Source organism: Luteimonas gilva (genome assembly GCF_005239095.1).
GTDB lineage: Bacteria > Pseudomonadota > Gammaproteobacteria > Xanthomonadales > Xanthomonadaceae > Luteimonas_C > Luteimonas_C gilva.
The window spans coordinates 215,185-234,218 of the sequence record NZ_SZUA01000002.1 but is presented as its reverse complement, the minus strand read 5'-3'; the positions used below and the strand labels follow the sequence as shown (position 1 = coordinate 234,218).

The window sequence follows — 19,034 nt, the reverse complement described above, 5'->3', positions numbered from 1 at the left end:
GACAACGAGCTGCAGAGACTTGGGGCGGTGCTCCGACCCGGTCTTTTCGGTTTGTTTGAGCCAGTCACGGTTCCTCCAATTGTGATATTCCAGGAGCAACACACAGTGCCTTGCTTAGCGATATTCCTGCACTTATCTAGCTACCTCCCGATCCTGCCAGGGCGGCCAAGCACTCATGCCCCGGGGAAGGACTAACAAGGTCATCGTCGTGTCGTAGTCGGTCGCGGTAAGCTTCATTTCCCGCAAGGCCAAATTCTCCGGCGCATGAGGGAACCAAGTCCTCGCGGAGACCTCTACCCCCGTACGCTCGGTTAAAACCAACTCATTCGCCGCCAGCGATTGGCTAGGCACTTCGACAAGTTGCTGGCGCGATCGAAAAAACGCTCCGTTCCTTGCGGCAGCGTTGCTGGAGTAGGCCCATCGCATATAGCCGTCTCGATGCACAACCAGCACGGCCTGTCGATCTGTATTCTTGAGCCAGCGCAACGTGGCGGCCGTCAGGGAAACGCCATACCGCTCCGCGCAGGCCCCCAGCCCCTCAAAATTCTCCGCGTCATTCATCTGACTGCGAAAATCATTGAGCGGCATGAGCAACGTGGCTGCGAAGGAATCCGCTTGGGCTTCGATCGTGGCTTCATGCGCCTCCCTATTGACGACGTCGTCCTCAGCGCAGTTGAAAGCGTTTCGTTGTTGTCGGTGTAGAACGTAGTGGCCAAGTTCGTGGGCTTGGGTAAAGCGAATCCGGCCTGGCGATTTCATTGCACTGTTGTAAAGCAGGCACCATTTGCTCCTTTCATCGTTCGCAAATAGCGCCCCTTCAAACTTTTGAATATTGGCCGCTTCAACCTGTGTGATCGGATCCTTCCAGCCGAATTGGTTGGCAGCATCCATGGCGAGTGCAACAATATCGATGGGGAAACGAGCGGTCCCGTGCACCTGGGAAAACAGGTCTAAGACATGCGTGAACTTATAGGCAGCTTTGGAAGGCGTGAGCTCGTCAATCATTAGGGCGTCTTCTTAAAAGACTCCATAATTTTTCGCATTACCACTTTTTCGCCTGCGTCGAGATTTTTGTAGTTGCGAAAAAAGGCTTCATCTACATGCGCCTCTTCAGGAGTACTGGTTTCATCCTCCAAAAAATAAGCCACGGGTTGCCCTAATATTTTTGCGAGCGCATCCAGCTTTTCGGCAGAGGGGCGTGGAGCTGGTCGATTTTCAAGCTCCCACAAGTAGCTTTTACTCATGCCGGCCGCCACAGCCAGCGTCTCTAAGGTCATCTCCTTGTCTTTGCGGAGTTCCCTGATTTTCTCGCCCAGTTTGGTCGTCATATGAAATGTTCAATTTATGTAAAGTTTGGGCAACTACCACTATACCGAACTTCCCGTTTGACAACACCGAACAGGCGGGGCAGACTCGGCTCTGTTCGACGTACCGAACAAAAATACATGGCCTGACAGAAATTTCTGGCACTCGGTCACGAAGAGTGCTAATGTTCAGGTAAATGAAAAGGGCCCGGCACTGTGGCCGGGCCCTAGATATAGTGGTTAAAGCTCTTTTTCAACCCGAAATCTGGTGATCGATCTCGTAAATCGACCCTATTCGTTAAAACTGCACTTGCACGGTATTCAGCATCGTGCAGTCTTGCGGGGAAAAGCGGCTGCCCGCCAAGGCAGACGAAAAATTATGTTTCTGAACGCTCAGTCTGTCAATAGCTGCGCTATTTCCTCGTGAGTTTCTAGTTGGATGCCTCTGCCATGAGGATCCACGCCGATGTCCACCAAGACACCGACGACTCCCCATCGCCCCGGTTACAGGCTGATTTTCCGGCCTGTCATCACCTTGAAGAACGGCAAGAAGTTGCACGCCGCCTCCAAGGGGTTGAAAGCCTGGCCGATCTGGGTGCGCGATGACGACAAGTAAGGTCGTCTAACGCAGATGGCTGGGTAGCAGCAATGCTACCCAGCCCATCGAGAAGAAAGTGTAGGTACAACGCCGCGGATCTACCTACTAGCGCAACACACACAGGAACCAAGAAATGGCTACCAATCCGCCGAAAGGGGACGGGCATCGCAAAGGTGCCGTCCGTGAACGCTCCCAGACCCAAACGCCGTCTGGGCATTTTGTGAAACGTGATACCAACTCCGGACGCTTTATGGACGTGAAGTCCGACAACAAGCCCTTTAAGGGCGTGCGGAAGGAAAAGTAATAGCATTCGCTAGCTAGAGGGGGCCTTCGGGCCCCCTCTTCTTTTTTCAGTGCTGCGGACCTGTGCGTGCCGGGCAGATCTGGTTGACCATTGCTCAATCGAGCGCGGCTCAGCTACTTTCCGCCCCAAGCTACCGCACGACCTTCGACTTGGAGATTTGGTCATGGCAGAGCGCTGCGTCCCATGAGCATTCCGATTCTTTCAGACATACTCAAGTGGCTGCTGTCGAAGCGGCGAGAGCAAACGGTAGACACGAGGGAATCGACGAAAGCGTTGGCCGCTGAGCTGGATGGGTTGGCTGAACTAATGGAAGATCTGCTCCAGGTCACCGGCACGGATGGTCGCGTCGCACAGGATCGAGTTGGTGATCTCATGACCGTCCAAGACGTCCCCGTCCCGCAAGCCGTCGCCGCGCCGTTGACTCGCGCGGCGATCTTTCTGGTGCTCGCGATCAAGCAGGACGCCGCCAGCGTAGCTGCGGTACGCGCCTTTCTGCCCGACTTCTCCGGCTTCGTGCGTTCGGTCTGCTTCCGCGACGCGGAGCGCAGCCTGTCTTGCGTGCTCGGCATCGGCGCCGAGGCCTGGGACCGGCTCACCGGCCTGTCGCGCCCGCCGGGCCTGCATCCGTTCGTGGAGCTGCGCGCGGGCGCGCGCCATGCCGTATCCACTCCGGGCGACTTGCTCCTGCACATCCGCGCGGGCCATATCGATTTGTGCTTCGAGCTGGCGCGGCAGATACGCGCGCGTTTGGGCGACGCGGTCGACGTCGTCGACGAGGTGCACGGCTTCCGGTATTTCGATGCGCGCGATCTGCTCGGCTTCGTCGACGGTACCGAAAACCCCAGCGGCAAAGAAGCCGAACAGGCCGTGCTGGTCGGCGACGAAGATCCGCCGCACGCCGGCTCGAGCTATGTGATCGTGCAGAAATACCTGCACGACCTCGCGGCATGGAACGCCATCCCGGTCGAGGCGCAGGAGAAGATCATCGGCCGCACCAAGCTGGACGACATCGAGCTGGAGGACTCGGCCAAGCCGAGCTATGCGCACAACGTATTGACCAGCATCGAGGACGACGGCGGCGAGCTGAAGATCCTGCGCGACAACATGCCGTTCGGCCGGATCGATGGCGACGAGTACGGGACCTACTTCATCGGTTACGCGCGTGCGCCATCCACCATCGAGAGGATGCTGCGCAATATGTTCATCGGCCTGCCCGAGGGCAACTACGACCGGCTGCTCGACGTCAGCCGCCCGGTCACCGGCACCTTGTTCTTCGTCCCGACCGCTACGTTCCTGGATGGTTTCGCCATTGCCCCAGCCAGCGCGCCTATTTCGCAATAGCTTCATCCAAAAAAAAGGCGCCGCGCGGCGACCGGGGAAGAGGATGCCGCGCGGCGGAAGGAGCGGCCGGGAGAGACAGGGGCCGCCCGCAACGCTGTGAGTTCTTATTTTTCGATTCTTTCCACGGGCGGCTCGGCCAGGCCGCGGCCCGCGATGACGGCGTCGGAGCAGAACCGCATGTAATCCATGATGGCGCAGCCCGCGCTCCGCTTGCGCTGTTCGGGCGTCGTGACTGCTTCGCATTCCTTCTTGGCCACTTCGCGGTATTCCGCTCGGGCTTCGGACAGGATCACCCGGCAGCGCGGCACGGCGCCATTCAGCACGGCGGAGTCGGCATGCAGCGGTCGCTGGCAGCCGCCCACCAGCAGGCTGGCGCCCGCGCCAAGGATTAGGTTGAACGTGTGGAGCTTCTTCATTTTTTCGATTCCTTGGTTGTCTTCCGCTTCGGCGCCAGGCGCGCAAGAGCGAAATGTCGTGTCGTTCTCATGGTTAAGGGCTATCTGGAAATCCCCGATGGCCTATGCATGCAGATTTACGGAGCTCGCTTCTCTTCTTCCAGCGACAGCTGGTCCTCTGCCAGCACGGCGTAACCGAGCGTGACGGTGCCGTCTTCGCAGGCGGTGCTGTGCTGCCAGCCCAATGCGACGGGTTCGTCCAGATCCGACAACAACTTCTGGCCCGAACCGCGCATCATCGGATAGAGCTTCAACACCACTTCGTCGATCAAACCCGCCTTGAACAGCGACGCTGCCAAACGCGCGCCTCCCGCTAGGCAGATGTCCTTGCCGGGACAAGCCTTGATCCGGCGCACCCAGGACTCGGCGGACTCGCGCACCATTTCCACGCGCGGATGAACAAACGCGTCTTGCGTGCGCGAGAACACATAGCTCATTAGGTGCGGGTACGGATCGTCGTGGCCGGCCTGTTTCGCGGCTTCATAAGCGCAACGGCCCATCAGGACGATGCCGTAGGCATGCAGCGAGTGCAGGTACTGCTCGGGATCGTCCTGCGACGGATAGATTTCGAATCCGTCATCGGGTTCCAAAAGATATCCGTCGGCACTGACCGCAACCTGGTACTTCAGCCGGCGCATCGGCACCCACGCCTTGCTCCGTTCCCGCGGCTCAAAGGCGTAGACCGATCCAGGCCACAAATGGCGGGCGTATTGCGGCGCCGCCGCCTGCGCCCTACCGGCTTTGTGATTGAAGGTACGGACCATGGCCATCGCCTACGAAGAAGAGACTCCGGCGGCCGAAAGTGGCTCGGGGGAGAGACCACGCTGTCGGGCCGCCGGAGCAAAACGTTGCTCGGCATCGGATGGGGCGGTGAACCGCACCATCCGACACTTCATTACCAGCCGAAGCCGTAGCCGACGCCGACGGTGCTGGTGCCATGACGGCCCAGCGCACCGCTGACGGTGAAGGTGGACTTCTCGTCGATCAGCTGTTGGTAACCGACCGAGAGCGCCATTTGACTTCCCTGATAGCCGAAACCAGTACAGATACGATGCTCATTGTTCTGGCCTGCGCAGCTGGCGTTCGACGTAGCCATCGCAGACTGCATCGCACCATTGGCGTTAAGGCGCTTATCGAACTTCGCGAACCTGTCGTTCACTTCGTTTTTGAAGCCATCCAAGGCGCCGCCGAAGTCGAGATTCAGATTGGCGATCTGCTGATCGGTGTAGTTATTGGACGTGACGATCGCAGTTTTGACACCCTTGTCGAGCTGATCGACGTTGACGGCATCCGTACCTGCAGTGCCTGCGGCGACGTTGGTGACCTGACGCTCGGCGCCTGCAGCGCCCACGGAGATGGTGTTCGCACGGTCAGCTACCGAAGCGTTGCCCAATGCCATGGCATTGTCGGCAGTGGCCCGGGCCGCGACGCCGATGGCGGTGCTGCGCGCGCCAGTCGCTTCGCTGCCGACGCCGATGGCCGTAGCATTATCGCCGCTAGCGCTATTGCCGGCACCGATTGCCGTCGAACGCGAGCCGCTGACCGTATTGTTGCCGCCCAACACCGAAGCACCCGCACCCGTTACTTGGTTGGCCTCACCGACGACGGCTGTATTGCCAGCAGTCACCGCATTCCGCACGCCCAAAACCGTAGCGCTTTCGCCATCGACCGTATTCTGCGAACCGACCGCTACGCTGTTCTCACCATTGGCCGTGTTTCCAGAACCGAACGCGACACTGGCAAGCCCGGTGGCCGTATTGTTGGTTCCGACCGCAGCACTCAGATCGGCTCCAGCAAAGTTGCCCACGCCAAGCGCAGTAGATCCTTGACCATCGGATTGGTTGCCCACGCCCATAGCGGCAGAGCGGTCGGCGTTAGCCGTATTCAGACTGCCGGATGCGACGCTGAGGATGCCATTAGAAGTGTTCTGGAACCCGACCGCACTCGACTGTTCGCCAGCAGCAACGTTGGTGACACCCACCGAAGTACTGCCATCGGCAGAGGCAATGTTGCGTGTACCGACCGCATTGCTCTCGAAGCCCAACGCAAAGTTGTTGTTGCCCAACGCGCTGCCGCCTTCCCCCTGAACTAGGTTGTTGGTGCCGACCGCAGTGCCTGCATTGGCTTGCACGACATTCAAATTACCGATGGCCGTGGCGTCGTTGAACGCCTCCCCGTTCGGACCGGCGATGTTGTTGGAAAAGCCGAAAGCGGAATTGTTATTCCCCACCACTATATTTTGAGTCCCCACCGCCGTATTGAAATCCCCGGTAACGCCATTAGCCTCGCCAATTGCCGTGCTGCTATCGCCCGCAGCGATATTGTCGTTACCAATCGCGGTGCTGTCCCTACCCGTGGCAAAATTGGACGAACCGATGGCAGTAGCATCGAATAAAGTGGCTTGATTGCCGACGCCGATAGCCGTAGCGAAAATATCGCTCGCCGTATTGTTAGAGCCAATCGCGCTGCTTTGCAGGCCACTGGCAGTGTTGCCACTACCGATCGCTGAACTTCCTTGACCCGTTGCAGCATCGTTGAGACCGCAAGCAGTGGCTTGCGCGGAAGGTGCAGTGCTTCCGCCGGTGTTTTCGACCATCGGGTCGCCATCGGTTAGATCACAAACCGACTGCGCATACGCCGGCACAACAGCCATAGCCGCTAACAAGGCCAGCGCCAATGCTGCCGGGCGAGTTTTGGAACGGGACATCTTCATTACGTACTCTCCATTCGTTTTGATAGGACGGCACCGTTGCCGCGTCGGCATGGCGCACTGCTGGTTAGAAGACGAAAGTCCGGAAAAAACTGGCCATCGTCTGGACCACCCGCGCCATGCATGTGGCGACGAGTGCGTTTAAGGACGAAGGTCGTTCGAAAAAGTGGCCATCGCTTTTGCTGAGCGCGATGGCTTCGATTCATGAGACTGAACACGCTACTTATAAGTAGCCGTCGCACGCTTGATGCAGTCACATATGAATGAGGGAAGCCGCGCGCGGCTTCCCTCTGTGTGGTACGCCTTACCAGCTGTAGCCGGCGCCGCCGCTGATCGTGCTTTCGCTGCCGGAGAAAGCCGCGCCCAGCGAAACGCTGGCGCGATTGCCGTTGCCGATGGCGCGCTGATAGCCGAAGGCGAAGGCCTGGCGCCCGCTTTGCGAACCCACGCCCACGGCCACGCGATTGCGGCCGCTGAGGTTGGCGCTGTTCATGGCCATGCCCGCGAGCGCGCCGCTCATGGCGCCGATGCGGCCGATGCGCGCGTCGGTGCGGTCGAAGCGGTCGTCGATGGCGGCGAATTTCTGGTCCGCCATGCCCAACGCGCCTTGCAGCTGCGATACGTTCACCGCGTCGGTCGGCGCGATGCCGGCCGCGACGTGGGTGATCTGGCGCTCGGCGCCGGCCGAACCGACCGACACCGTATTCGCCCGATCCGCCACCGAACCCGCGCCCAAGGCCACGCTATTGGCGGCATCGCGGTTCACGAAAGCGCTGGCGCCCAAAGCGACGCTGCCATCCGCATAGCCCCAAGCGCCCGGGCCGACTGCGGTGGATGCCTTGCCGTAAGCCGTGGTGCGCTCGCTGCTCGCGTCGAAAATTCCGTCCTGGTTGGTGTCGATGTCCGAATCGAACACGCCATTGCCATTGGCGTCGTGCCAACTGCCGACGGCCACGCCGGCATCTCCTTTCGCCTGCGTGAAATTACCCAAGGCGGTGCTGTACGCGCCGTTGGCCGTATTGTCCGCCCCCAAAGCGCTGCTGTACTTGCCCACGGCCAAATTCGCGACGCCGACCGCCGTACTGGAATCGCCCATGGCATTATTGCTGCGGCCTAGCGCATTGCTGTTCTCGCCGCCGGTCACATTCAACATGCCGAAGGCGTTGCTGCCCTCGCCGTTGGTCGTGTTGAACCGGCCGAAAGCGCTGCTGAACTTTCCGCCGGCGAGGTTGTTCCCGCCGATCGCGCTGCTCCACTCCGCGGTAGCGTTGTTGCTGCTGCCGAAGGCATTGCTCCAGTCCGCAGTAGCATTATTGCCGTTGCCGAACGCATTGCTGGACGCGCCGGTGGCGTGATTGGCGAATCCCATCGCGCTGCTGTTTTCGGAGCCGAACGCTTCGTTGCCGACGCCTACGGCCGTATTGCTGTCGCCGATCACGCCGTTATCGAAACCGAGCGCCACGCTGTCGTTGCCGACGACTTGGCTGCTCACGCCGCAGGCAAAGGAATTGATGCCTGCAGCACTACTGTTGCTGGCGTATTCGCTATTCGGGTCGCCGACGGCGACCTCGCAAACCTCCCCGGCGTGGACAGGCCGACAGGCCAGGGCGGTCAACAACGCCAGCGTCAACAACGCCGGCTTATGGAACGAGTTCAATTGGGTGTTCATGGGTCTCTCCCGTGAGTAAGCCGGCCGCGAAGTCGACCGTGCGTTACAGGACGAGAGGTCTCGAAAAAACTGGCCAATCCATTTGCTGAAATTCAGGATCGGCTTAGGAACGGCCTGGCTACGGACCTAAGTTTCCCCAGCCCCCACCCCTCTCTCTTCGATTTACGAGGAGAGAGGGGATCGCCATCGCCCTTACCAGCCCAGGTTGACGCCCACGCCCGCCGCACTGTCGCTGCCGGCCAGGGCCGCGCTGACGCGCACCGCGGCCCGCGGAGAGACCAACCGGCTGTAGCCGACCGCCAGCGCCTGCGTGCCGCGGTAATTGCCCACGCCCATGCTGAATTGATTGGCTCCGCCTACGCGCGCATCCGGCGTGGCCAGGCTGAGCGCGGCGGACAAGGCGCCTACGCGGTTCAAGCGCCGGTCCAGCGCGCCCACTTGGTTTTCCAGTCGATCGAAACGATTGTTCAGGCCGGAAAAATCCAGGCTGGCGACTTTCTGGTCCGTATAGGCCTTGGCCGAAGACAAGGTCTGCGCGTCGCCGGTCTGCATCTGCTGCACGTTGACGGCGTCGGTCGCTTGGGCGCCGGCAGCGACGTTCGTGATCTGGCGTTCGGCACCGGCCGCACCGACCGAAACCGTGTTTTCGCGGTCGGCCCGCGAACCGCTGCCGAGGGCGACTGCGCCGACAGCGTTGCTTTCCACAAAGGCGCCGCTACCCAAAGCAACGCTGCGATCCGCGAATCCCCAAGCGCTGGGGCCAACGGCCGTAGCTTGGTTACCGAAAGCCGTGGTCCGCTCGCTGCTGGATTCGAAAATGCCGTCCAGATCTGTGTCGATATCCGGATCGGGGCTGCCATTGCCATTGACGTCGAACCAACTGCCGACGGCTACGCTCGCCACGCCGCTGGCAGTGGCCAGATTTCCGAGAGCGCTGCTGTTCAAGCCGCTAGCGGTATTGCTCGCACCGACGGCGCTGCTGTTGATGCCCGTAGCCGAGTTCGCGATTCCGAATGCGCTGCTGGAATCGCCGCTGGCCACATTGCCGCGACCGAACGCGTTGCTGGAATCGCCGCTGGCGATATTGTCGTTTCCGACGGCGCTTGCATCCGCACCTGCCGTATTGCTGAACCCGACCGCCGTGGCGCGGTTGCCTTCGATTTTATTAAGAGTACCTGCCGCGAAACCAAAATTGCCAGTAACAGTATTATCGTTGCCTATAGCAGTACTGTTGCTGCCGTCGATGGTGTTCAAAGCACCGACTGCCGTGCCTTGAAATCCGAGCACATTATTGAATGCGCCTACGGCTGTACTCAAATCCCCGGACGCGACGTTGACGTTGCCGACTGCGGTGGCATTGGGACCATTGGCCTTGTTATCGAAGCCGATGGCTGCGCTGGCCGCGCCGCCCGCCGCGTTCTGGTTACCGAAAGCGTTGCTGTCTTCGCCATCGGCCGTATTGCCGTGGCCGCAAGCCACCGCATCCGTGCCGGTCGCGCTGCTGCTGCCAGCGTCTTCGGTCATGGGGTCGCTATCGTTCAGGTCACAAGTTTGACCGGCGTGGGCGGGGGCATACGCCGATACGGCCAGCAAAGCCGCCAACAAGGCCGGTGGATGGAGCAGATGCAGTTTGATGCCCATGTGGACTCTCCCGTGGTCTACGGCCGCAAGTCGGCCGTGGGCTACAGGACGGAAGGTCCGGAAAAAGGTGGCCGCCGATCGGATTGGGGAACAGTGCGGCAGAGCTGCCTGCGCTTATTTCGAATATTCGCTCACGATTGCGATCGCGCGCGGGGGCCGCCGCCGCCATCACGGTCAACGCCGGCTTGCGGCGATGCGCTGCGCAGTTTGCGATTGCGTTGCATCGCGTCCGCGCCGCAACCTTTCCATGCGCGCCAAGGCGCGCGCCCCTGGGATCATTTGCGCTTTGAGCGGCGCTTCGGCGAGTTGGAGCTGAGCGCGCGCCTGGTCGGGTTTTCCGTCCGACCGCAACCAGTTCGCATAATCCAATCGCCATAGCGCGGGCCAAACCGAATCCCGGCCGGCGTATCGATCGGCGATCTCCAGTGCTCGCTTGTACTCGGCCGCCGCCATTTCGCGATCTACGCGCACCTGCGCCGCGCGGGCGAGCCAATAGTGGCGGCGCGCCTGCATCATGGGTTGTTCGAGAGTGGGATCTTCCGGCGGCAGTACGGATTGCACGTCGGTTTGGCCGGTGGCTAGCCGGCGTTCGGCTTCCAAAAAGAGGGCGTCTGCCAGATCGGATGGAACATGTTTCCGTTCTGTGCCGTAAATAGCGATCCAATCGCTCAAAGCGCTTTTCAAGCGTTCGTTGGACCAACCTTTGCTGTTTTGGCGAGCCTTGAAAGCTTCGCGATAAGCGATCGCATGCAGTAGGTTCAAATCGGATGGAGCGGCCGTGCCGGCCACGGTTTCTTCCGCATGCTGATAATTCCGTGCGGCTTTAGTCGCATCGCCGCGGATTTCCTGTATCTGTGCTAATGCGCCGAGTTGGTTTCCCGCTTTTATGCTGTTCTCGCGACCGCCGTTTTTCTCTATCTCGAAGGCATGTTGGTAATTGGCTTCGGCGCGCACAAGGTCACCCTTTTGATATTGCGCCTCCCCCAACCGGCCATAGAGCGTGGCCTGTTTCGTGCTTTTTGGATCGTAGAATTGCGTCGCTAAGCGAATGTTTTTCTCCAGCATGGCCTCGGCCTCGGAGAATCGACCCTGAGCACCGATCGCCAAGGCCATCACGCCTCTTGTGATGTAGACGGATCGTTCGTCGGGACTCGGCATGGCCGTGAGGGATGCCTTGTACAAGCGCTCCGCCTGAAAGGGATTGCCCGATACGTTGGCTAAATATCCACGGGTATTGAACGACTTCGAGACCGATTTTGATTTCATGCCCTTAGTCTTTACCCAATAGTCGTGGACGGCCGCCAGCTCGCGTTCCGCTTCTTCGTAATGCCCTGGCATGATCAACGCCATGCCGAGCGTGTTACGGGTATTGACGACCTCTTCTTCGGGACTGTCGGAATGCCGTTTCAGGTCTACGGCGCGACGGGCCAAGTCGATCGCCCGTTGGTGGTTCTCACGCCCTCCCTCCACCATGGACTGCAGCACCATCGCATCGGCTGCCAGCCCTGGGCGATTCACCGAGGGATCCATATAGCTTGTCGTCGACGCCTCTAGCATCTCGATGGCTTTTTCGTCATGCCCTAGGTTCAGGTATGTACGTCCAAGCATCAGTTGTATGCGGGCGCGCACCTCCGGCACTTCGGCGAGTTCCTTCGACACACGGGCCGCACTCGCATCCAGCACTTCTTCGGCGGTCAGCTTAGTCACGGATCTCCTGTAGTTCGGGTCGGCCGCCTCAAACGCCGAGATCAACATATCGCTGGCCTTTTCCGATGCCAGCGCTTCTTTCTTAGCAATCTCCGCCTGCCGCGCCGCCTCTTGCGCCTGTGCGATTGCCTGCCGCTGCTGCCATAACGCCCAACCCGTTGTGCCGAGCAGCGCCAACACAGCTGCGCTAGCCGCAGCAGCGGCCAATCGATGCTGCCGCAAGAAGACGCCGATACGATAAGCGCGATCCCGACGCAGGCTGATCGGGTGCCCTTGCGCCACCGCGCGCAGATCCTCGGCCAATGCCGCTGCCGAACGGTAGCGCCGTTGCGGGTTTTGGTCCAAGGCCGCACGCAGTATCCGGTCGAGGTCTCCGCGCAATATCTTGCGCAACGACTTGGGCGTCGTGCCCCGATCGGCCGCGCGCCTCCCGGTGTCGTCCCCATCTTCGGTCGCCGCACGCGAGGCTTGCGGCGCATCGCGAGGCGCAAGCGGATCGACGAACGGCTTGCGCCCGGTCAGCAGTTCGAACAACACCGCGCCCAGGCCGTACACGTCGGTGGCGGTGCTGATCTGGCCGCCGCGCAATTGTTCGGGCGCGGCGTAGTCCGGCGTCATCAGGATCGTGGAGCCCGCCCGATCCGAAGCGCGTTCGCCTTCGTCCAGCAGCTTGGCGATGCCGAAATCCAACACCTTCGGCTCGCCGCGCGCATCCACCAGTACGTTGCCCGGCTTCAGATCGCGATGCACGATCAAGAAGCGATGCGCGTGGTCCACCGCATCGCAGACTTTGGCGAACAGCTCCAGGCGGGCGTTCACGCCCAGCTTGCGCGCATCGCACCAGTCGGTCAGCGGCGCGCCGTCCACGTATTCCATCGCGAACCAGGGCTGCGCTTCCGGGCCGACGCCGCCGTCGAGCAGGCGAGCGATGTGCGGATGCTCCAAACGGGCCAGTATCCGCCGTTCCTCCAAGAAACGCGCCCGCGCCGTGCCGGCGTCGAAGCTGCCGTAGCCGCCGATCAGTTTCAGCGCGACGGTCTGGGTGAAGTCGGCGTCTTCGCGTTGGGCCAAGTACACCCGGCCCATGCCGCCCTGCGCCAGCAAGCGGACGATCTTGTAGGGCCCAAACCGCTGCCCGCATTGCTGTTCGGCGTCGCCGTCCAGCAGCAACGTGCTGGCTTCGCCTACGATGTCGCGATCCAACGGGTTTGAAGTGCGTTGATCGGCGCGCAGCAAGCGGTCGACTTCGGCGCGCAACGCCGGGTCGCCGGCGCATTCGGCGCTCAGGATCCTTTCGCGTTCCTCTCCCTGCAGATCCGCCACTCGGTCGAACAATTCCGACGCGCGACGCCAAAGCTCGGTTTTGCTCACGGCAGCTCGTCGTCGAGCGCCTGCTCGTCCAGGGATTGCTCGTCCAGCGGTTGTTCGTCCATGTGCGCGCGCAGGAACGCGCGGGCGCGCCGCCAATCGCGGCGCACGGTGCGCTCGCTCATGTCGTGGGCCAAGGCGATCTCGTCGTAGTTCATCCCGGCGAAGAAGCGGCATTCGACGACGTTGACCAGACGGGCGTCGATCTTGCCCAACGCCTGCAAGGCCTTGTCGACGGCGAGCACGTCGATCAAGTCGTCCTTGCCGTCGTCTCCGTTTTCGCGGTCCAGATCCAGCGTCGCCATGATCTGGCCGCCGCCGCGCTTCACCGCGTTGCGCGCGCGCAAATAGTCGACCAGCAGGTTGCGCATCGTTTTGGAGGCCAGGGCGAAGAAGCGGGCCCGGTCCATGCGGTCGTCGGCGTCCGGGACGTCCAAAATTTTCAGGTAGGCTTCGTGCACCAGGACGGTGGTATTGAGATTGGTGCGGGCTTGCCCGCCCAATCGATGCCTCGCGATCACGCGAAGCTGGTTGTAGATCTCTTGCGACAGCTGCTTTTGCGCCGCCCCGTCGCCGCGGCTGATCGCTTCGAGTGTTTCGCTCAGCTTGGTCTTGGACATCGTTCCCCCGCTCGTCGTTCCCCTCCGTTCCGTGGACGACCGGACGATGCCCGCCCTGGCATCGCGATTCCGTCTATCTCGTCACATATTTACACATGCCGCCCGGGGCTATTCCAGCGGTGCGCAAACCGTATTCAGGCGCCGGCACACATTCGACCGCTTCCTCGCCGCCGGTCGACGCTGCTCCGAAACCCTCCAAAACGCATTGCGGATGCGCGCAAACCGCTCACCGATCTCACTGCGGGCCGGGGATGCGCGATAGCAACGAGCAAGAAGCCTGCCGCAACGCCTACCGACGAATGGCTTACTTCGTGGGTTGGGCGGTTGTGCGACTAAGGCTATTCGCAAAGCCGGCAAGCCCTGCCGAAACGACCTTGGGCTCAATGCCTCCTCGGTTTCGGCGGCTATCGACGGCCGTCGACAAGGTTTTTTTCCGTCCTTGATTCCACATTACTTGTATCGGAGCCGACATGCCGTCCGGATCATCCTTGGCGTCCTCCTCCGCCGACGCTGGCATCGATCGGCGCCTGACCCTAATCGCTTGCGGCTGCTCGGTAGCCGCCGGCCTCGGCTTGCTCTATTTGTCGCTGGGGCGAGCCGGAGACTGGGTCACGACCTGGTTACCGTTGGGAACGGGCATTTGCCTAACGCTCGCCAGCGTTAGCGCCGGCGGTTTAGTTTTGCGTACTAAGCGCCGCCGGCGTTCGCCTCCTCAGCAAAATCGATTGCCGTCGCCCGAGGTTCATTTCGCCAACCCGGAAGTGTGGCGGGAGATCGATACGAATCGGGATCTGCTTTACGCCCTGTTGGAACTGTCGCGCCGGCGCATGCTTGCCGCCGCTTCCGGTTCCTCGGATGCCGCATCGCGCGTCAAATCCGGCGATTCCCGCTCCGCGGGGACCTGAACGACCTGCCTGCGCGGGCGGCTTGCGCCCGTGTCGTTCCGCCATTCGGCGGTCCTGAAGAACACTTTGTCAGTTCAATCTCCAAAATGATTGATTTTGGTATTCCAATCTACTATATCTTGGTTGCCGCTTCATACCAAGCGGCGCTCGATTCGATTCCTGGAGATTGATAGATGAAAGGCAAGTTTCTGTACGTGGGCGCCGCGATCCTGTCGCTGGCGATGATCAGTTCGGCCGTGATCGCCAAGCGCAGCAGCGATCTGGAAATCGTTTATTACGACCAGAAAGGCCAAGAAGTCGGCGGCAAGTACTACTCCTGCTTCGGCAGCGTGAGCCAGTGGGGCACGGTGACCGCCAACGCTCAGAAGTTCAGCTCGCCCTGCGACCTGTAATCGCGTCTGTGCCGGCGCGGCGGGCGGAGCTTCGATCCCTTCGTCCGTCGCGTCGGTTTTTTACTGTGCTTCGACGACGTCGACTCGCCATTCTCGCGAAACTGCGGGCTTGCGGTTGAGCCAAAGGCCTTCGGCGCGACTTTACAAAAAACGGCCGCGGGTTGACCGCGGCCGTTTGCGTTGCGCATCGGGAGGCTAAGCGGAACGAGGCTGCGGCGCATCCTTCATCGCTTATCCAACTCAGACGGCGATCAAATTCCCACGTTACGCCGAAACCGGATTGCGCTTCGAAAAAACGCCGTACGCCGGGGGACGACGTACGGCGGATGCGGCAGCCCAGGGACAGTAAGCCGCCGCAACGGTAGACGAGTTAAAGCCCGAAACCGACGCCGATGGTGGCCGAGCGTTCCGAACCGCTGAACGCACCGCCGATGGTCAGCGCCGCACGCGAGTTGATGCGTTGCTGCAGACCCACCGACAAAGCCTGCTTGCCGCCGTACGCGCCCGCGGCGATGCCGATGCGCGTCCGGCCGCCCTCGACCGCCGCCGCGCTCGAAGCCATGCCCACCATCGCCGCGCCGAGCGCACCGACGCGGTTCAGGCGATCGTCCAGATGGCCGACGCGCCGGTCGATCGCATCGAAACGGTCGTTAATGCCGCTGAAATCCAGATCCGCGAACTTCTTGTCGGTGTAATCCTTGGCCGCCGACAAGGTTTGCGCATCGCCGGCTTGCATGTCTTGCCGGACCGCGGCTTCGCGATTGTCGGTGTAGGCGTTCGCTTGAGTGCCGCCGGTCGCCACTGTCGTGTCCGCGTAAGCCTTGGCAGTGTTCAACGTTGACTCTAACTGCGAGAAATTAACTGCGTCGGTGGGCTTTTCGCCAGCCGCCACATTAACTATACGCCGCTCGTTGCCGGCGCTTCCCACCGAAATCGTGTTGACCTCTTCGGCACGAGAGTTGCTTCCAATAGCCACACTATCATTCGCCACGGCAAAAGATCCGGCACCGAAAGCAGCGGTACGATTCCCGAAGGCCCAAGCTCCAGGACCGATAGCGGTACTGTGGTCACCGAGAGCGGTGGTCATCTCGCGTCTTTCATCTCCCAAACCATCATTGTCAACGTCGATCAGATCGCTGACTTCGTCAAAAGTGCCATTGCCGTTAGAATCAAACCAACTTCCAAATGCGATGCTAGCTGAGCCCCTAGCTACGCTTCCCTGACCGAAAGCTGCGCTGCGCGCGCCTGTGGCGCTATTGTCTGAGCCGAAAGCGGTGCTTTTAATGCCGGTAGCGAGATTGGAGAATCCGACCGCGCTTCCTTGCATATCGGCAACGTTGGAGAATCCAACAGCCGTAGCGCTTTCGCCCATGGCTTTATTGACTATACCAACAGCCGTTCCATCGGCCGCAGCTTCGTTGGAAAAGCCAATAGCCGTGCCACGCTCGCCGAAAATATGGTTGAAACCACCTACGGCTGTACTGTCATCACTGTTGGCGATATTAGACCTTCCGATTGCAGTGGCATCTTTAACAGCCAAATTAAAAAAACCAACCGCCGTGGCATACTTTCCGCTTGCAGCATTATTGCTTCCTACAGCGGTAGATTCGAGTTCGGCACTGTTAAAATATCCAATTGCAGTAGCGTGTTCTTCCGAGGCTTGGTTTAAATCGCCGATTGCAGTACTGCCCTCTCCGAAAGCCTTATTGATGCTTCCGATAGCCGTGCTTTCTTTGCCGCTGGCCTTAGTAAAGGTGCCGATGGCAGTACTGCCTTGGCCGCTAGCCGTGTTTGAATTGCCTACGGCAGTTGCATTTGCAACTGCTTCGTTCTGTGCGCCGATAGCCGTGCTTAGTACGCCAGCTGCTTGGTTTGAAAAGCCGCATGCTAAAGCTGCTTGTCCGGGGGCTATGCTTCCACCGTCGACTTCAGTGCCCGGATCGCCATCGCTCAAATCGCAAGGACTACCGGCATAGACCGGCGCGGTGGCCAGCAGACTAATTAGGACTGCCGTTTTTCTTTTCGCGTAATTCATTTTGAATACCTAGTCATTGATTTGTGGGGAAAAGGACGAATTCTTGAAAAAAACGGGCAGCAGGATTGTTATCCTCGGCATGAGGCATTAGCCGAGTTAATAATCGAGGCATGCATTCGCTCAGCCCGGCGAGCCAAGCGGAACGGGTCGGGGTTTTGCTTCGTCATACGTGCGTTACAGGACGAAAGCTCACGAAAAATGTGGCCACCATATTCGGATGGCGGTCAGGCAACGGCGTGTTTGTGACTACTTTCGTGCCCGAAAAGAAGGCGCTTTGCTATTGACACCCATAAATAGCAGGACTTTCTAACTCTTTTTTGCTTGAATGGATTTTTCGTTAAGCGGACTATCGATATAGGCTGCCGCCGCTCTATGCCACTACGAACTCCTAGGTTGGCCTAGCGTTTCAGCGATTGACCGACAACTCGCCGATCCAATCTCTGACGCGATGGCGGATGCTGCTCGCGAACCATTTGCTGTGTCAGAGCAATGCGACGCTGGCGCGGATCATCGGGGGATATCGGCCATCAGATCGATGCCGCTTTCAGCCGCGCGCTCCATCGCGAATACGGTTGTCCACCTGCGGGCTAGCGGCGCTGCTACGCGCCGAAAAGATCATGCATTGAGGCAATAAGCAGCTGGCTCGATTCTGCCTAAGGCTGTGCAGACGGCTTGTACGCCGTCAGCACTGGCGTGCTCGTGAATCGGTCGGCGGCGATGCGGAAGAGGGTCCGATGGCCGTAGCGGCGCCAGGCGAGGCGTTCGACGTAGACCAGCTTGGGATTGTGCTCTTCGTCGTCCGGAATCGCCTTGGCGACGATCCTTTCCCAATCCGCTTGCGCCGCCGCTTCGTCGGTATCGACCGCATCGCGATAACGCGCATCGAGCTCTTCGAGGGCCGCGCCGGCCGGGAACGCCCCGCGCGAGAACAGGATGCCCAGCATGCCGCTCCAATAGCAGGCGGCCGCTTCGCGCTGCTGCGCTTCGGACAACGGCGCGGCGATATGCTCCATCGCGTGCAGCGAAGTGATCAGGTGCAGCACGGTGAAGTCGCCCGGCTTGACCAGATAGAGCAGCGATGCCGCGTAGTGCAGGGACGCCCACAGCGCGCCCGGCGGCAGCGTGCGCACCCACGCGGGCGTGGCGTGGATCAGAGGATGTCCCTTGGCCAACACCCGAGCGATCTTGTATTGCGATCCGTGCCTGGCCAGGTCCGGATGCACGAACGCGGTTTCGTCGGCCATCGCCGCATCCAGCCATGCGCGCATCGCATCGCCCTGCGTTTCCCAGACGCGCGCGATGCGCAGCAACGATTGCGTCGGCGTCGCGTCGTCTTCCGGCGCGGGCGCATTCTTTTCCGGATGGCAGGAGACGTAGGCGAAAGCCTGGTAGGCCAGGCCTTCGACGATCATCCAGCGATGGCCCGCATCCAATGCCCAGCCCAGATGGATCGCGCCGTGCGCCAGCGCGCCGGCCCAACCCGGGAATAGTTCGGGTAGATAGCGCCTGAGCAGCGCGTCCATGCCCAGCCGCTTTTCTTCCCCTTCGAAGAAATCGCAATAGGCCGAATAGCTGCTGCGCCGGCCCAGGTGCGTCTTCCAATTGCCGGCATCGATATCGTGTTCGGAAACCTTCGGCGCTTCCAGGCCGTAGCCGTAGGTCTGCGCGGCGTAGCGGGCGTAGTAATCGGCGATGCGTTCGGCCGAAGCGCCGAGCCGGTCCAATGCGATCACCGCATGCTTGTCGTGATTGCTCAACCAGCCGCCGAATTCCACGTGCTTGAATTCGATGTGGTAGTCGCGATCGTCCAGCAAGGCATCGATCAGCGCTTCGCGCGAACCGGCGTCGGCAATGGCGGAGGGACGGTTCATCGCGGCTCTCGCATCGGGGCTTCGTCGATTTTAATGCCCGTCGCGCTTACCAATGCCAGGGCGTTCGCCTGCCCAAGCGCACTGACGCGGCCGTCGGCCCGAAGCCACACTGCC

15 protein-coding genes and 2 pseudogenes are annotated in these 19,034 nt (G+C 60.6%); 5 read left to right on the top strand and 12 right to left on the bottom strand.

All coding sequences use genetic code 11. From position 1 onward, the window contains the following. Positions 1-132 precede the first annotated feature (132 nt). Positions 133-1,005: an ImmA/IrrE family metallo-endopeptidase gene (locus tag FCE95_RS09020; protein ID WP_137266699.1), complete on the bottom strand. Its 873-nt coding sequence runs from the start codon at positions 1,003-1,005 to the stop codon at positions 133-135. Continuing rightward, positions 1,005-1,328: a helix-turn-helix domain-containing protein gene (locus FCE95_RS09015; RefSeq protein ID WP_137266698.1), complete on the bottom strand. Its 324-nt coding sequence runs from the start codon at positions 1,326-1,328 to the stop codon at positions 1,005-1,007. The genes FCE95_RS09020 and FCE95_RS09015 overlap by 1 nt, the downstream gene beginning before the upstream one ends. A 442-nt stretch (positions 1,329-1,770) precedes the next feature. Here FCE95_RS09015 and FCE95_RS17100 point away from each other — a divergent pair, with 442 nt between their 5' ends. The 3 genes from FCE95_RS17100 to FCE95_RS09010 all read left to right on the top strand — a co-directional run bounded on the left by FCE95_RS17100 (position 1,771) and on the right by FCE95_RS09010 (position 3,547). Next, on the top strand, positions 1,771-1,920 hold the full coding sequence (locus FCE95_RS17100; protein ID WP_189644705.1) for a hypothetical protein: 150 nt from the start codon (positions 1,771-1,773) through the stop codon (positions 1,918-1,920). A gap of 115 nt (positions 1,921-2,035) precedes the next feature. Further along, complete coding sequence (locus tag FCE95_RS17095; protein WP_189644704.1) at positions 2,036-2,206, top strand: hypothetical protein; 171 nt, start codon at positions 2,036-2,038, stop codon at positions 2,204-2,206. 183 nt (positions 2,207-2,389) lie between these two features. Continuing rightward, positions 2,390-3,547, top strand: a complete 1,158-nt coding sequence (locus tag FCE95_RS09010; protein WP_223266835.1) for a Dyp-type peroxidase — start codon at positions 2,390-2,392, stop codon at positions 3,545-3,547. 104 nt (positions 3,548-3,651) lie between these two features. On the opposite strand, the gene FCE95_RS09005 is transcribed toward FCE95_RS09010, so the two are convergent. The 8 genes and pseudogenes from FCE95_RS09005 to FCE95_RS08965 form a co-directional block, all read right to left on the bottom strand. After that, positions 3,652-3,963 carry a hypothetical protein gene (locus FCE95_RS09005; protein ID WP_137266697.1) on the bottom strand — a complete coding sequence of 104 codons (312 nt, stop codon included), beginning with the start codon at positions 3,961-3,963 and terminating at the stop codon, positions 3,652-3,654. Positions 3,964-4,079: 116 nt separating this feature from the next. Next, the gene (locus FCE95_RS09000; RefSeq protein WP_189644703.1) at positions 4,080-4,766 is read right to left on the bottom strand and encodes a dihydrofolate reductase family protein; all 687 of its coding nucleotides are present in this window, start codon (positions 4,764-4,766) and stop codon (positions 4,080-4,082) included. A 131-nt stretch (positions 4,767-4,897) separates the two neighbouring features. Continuing rightward, a complete protein-coding gene (locus FCE95_RS08995) occupies positions 4,898-6,715 on the bottom strand; it encodes a YadA family autotransporter adhesin (protein ID WP_189644702.1) in 1,818 nt (605 codons plus the stop codon). A 301-nt stretch (positions 6,716-7,016) separates the two neighbouring features. After that, a pseudogene (locus tag FCE95_RS17485) lies at positions 7,017-7,562 on the bottom strand (YadA family autotransporter adhesin); the annotation flags it as partial. Between the two features lie 99 nt (positions 7,563-7,661). Beyond that, positions 7,662-8,381, bottom strand: a pseudogene (locus FCE95_RS17510) (hypothetical protein); the annotation flags it as partial. 192 nt (positions 8,382-8,573) lie between these two features. Continuing rightward, positions 8,574-10,022: a YadA family autotransporter adhesin gene (locus FCE95_RS08975; protein ID WP_137266691.1), complete on the bottom strand. Its 1,449-nt coding sequence runs from the start codon at positions 10,020-10,022 to the stop codon at positions 8,574-8,576. A gap of 174 nt (positions 10,023-10,196) precedes the next feature. After that, a complete protein-coding gene (locus FCE95_RS08970; RefSeq protein WP_189644701.1) occupies positions 10,197-13,100 on the bottom strand; it encodes a serine/threonine-protein kinase in 2,904 nt (967 codons plus the stop codon). After that, a complete protein-coding gene (locus FCE95_RS08965) occupies positions 13,097-13,717 on the bottom strand; it encodes an ECF-type sigma factor (protein ID WP_137266689.1) in 621 nt (206 codons plus the stop codon). Before FCE95_RS08965 ends, FCE95_RS08970 begins: the two co-directional genes overlap by 4 nt. Positions 13,718-14,205: 488 nt before the next feature. Between FCE95_RS08965 and FCE95_RS08960 the strand changes: the two genes are divergently transcribed. Together FCE95_RS08960 and FCE95_RS08955 are read left to right on the top strand one after the other, a co-directional pair. Next, complete coding sequence (locus FCE95_RS08960) at positions 14,206-14,622, top strand: hypothetical protein (protein ID WP_137266688.1); 417 nt, start codon at positions 14,206-14,208, stop codon at positions 14,620-14,622. A gap of 173 nt (positions 14,623-14,795) precedes the next feature. Continuing rightward, positions 14,796-15,014, top strand: coding sequence for a DUF6289 family protein (locus FCE95_RS08955; protein WP_137266687.1), 219 nt, complete (start codon positions 14,796-14,798; stop codon positions 15,012-15,014). A 370-nt stretch (positions 15,015-15,384) separates the two neighbouring features. Here the strand turns inward: FCE95_RS08955 and FCE95_RS08950 are convergent, their stop codons facing one another. Continuing rightward, entirely contained in the window at positions 15,385-17,049 is a 1,665-nt protein-coding gene (locus FCE95_RS08950; protein ID WP_137266686.1) for a YadA-like family protein, read from the bottom strand. Positions 17,050-17,702: 653 nt separating this feature from the next. Then, a complete protein-coding gene (locus FCE95_RS08945; RefSeq protein ID WP_137266685.1) occupies positions 17,703-18,920 on the bottom strand; it encodes a questin oxidase family protein in 1,218 nt (405 codons plus the stop codon). Positions 18,921-19,034: the final 114 nt, after the last annotated feature.

What these genes read in the sequence shown, in the direction of transcription:
- FCE95_RS09000 (WP_189644703.1), bottom strand. Translation starts at nt 4,766, where the DNA reads ATGGTCCGTACCTTCAATCACAAAGCCGGTAGGGCGCAGGCGGCGGCG.
- FCE95_RS08945 (WP_137266685.1), bottom strand. Translation starts at nt 18,920, where the DNA reads ATGAACCGTCCCTCCGCCATTGCCGACGCCGGTTCGCGCGAAGCGCTG.
- FCE95_RS17095 (WP_189644704.1), top strand. Translation starts at nt 2,036, where the DNA reads ATGGCTACCAATCCGCCGAAAGGGGACGGGCATCGCAAAGGTGCCGTC.
- FCE95_RS08975 (WP_137266691.1), bottom strand. Translation starts at nt 10,022, where the DNA reads ATGGGCATCAAACTGCATCTGCTCCATCCACCGGCCTTGTTGGCGGCT.
- FCE95_RS09005 (WP_137266697.1), bottom strand. Translation starts at nt 3,963, where the DNA reads ATGAAGAAGCTCCACACGTTCAACCTAATCCTTGGCGCGGGCGCCAGC.
- FCE95_RS09010 (WP_223266835.1), top strand. Translation starts at nt 2,390, where the DNA reads ATGAGCATTCCGATTCTTTCAGACATACTCAAGTGGCTGCTGTCGAAG.
- FCE95_RS08965 (WP_137266689.1), bottom strand. Translation starts at nt 13,717, where the DNA reads ATGTCCAAGACCAAGCTGAGCGAAACACTCGAAGCGATCAGCCGCGGC.
- FCE95_RS08950 (WP_137266686.1), bottom strand. Translation starts at nt 17,049, where the DNA reads ATGAATTACGCGAAAAGAAAAACGGCAGTCCTAATTAGTCTGCTGGCC.
- FCE95_RS09020 (WP_137266699.1), bottom strand. Translation starts at nt 1,005, where the DNA reads ATGATTGACGAGCTCACGCCTTCCAAAGCTGCCTATAAGTTCACGCAT.
- FCE95_RS17100 (WP_189644705.1), top strand. Translation starts at nt 1,771, where the DNA reads ATGTCCACCAAGACACCGACGACTCCCCATCGCCCCGGTTACAGGCTG.
- FCE95_RS09015 (WP_137266698.1), bottom strand. Translation starts at nt 1,328, where the DNA reads ATGACGACCAAACTGGGCGAGAAAATCAGGGAACTCCGCAAAGACAAG.
- FCE95_RS08955 (WP_137266687.1), top strand. Translation starts at nt 14,796, where the DNA reads ATGAAAGGCAAGTTTCTGTACGTGGGCGCCGCGATCCTGTCGCTGGCG.
- FCE95_RS08995 (WP_189644702.1), bottom strand. Translation starts at nt 6,715, where the DNA reads ATGAAGATGTCCCGTTCCAAAACTCGCCCGGCAGCATTGGCGCTGGCC.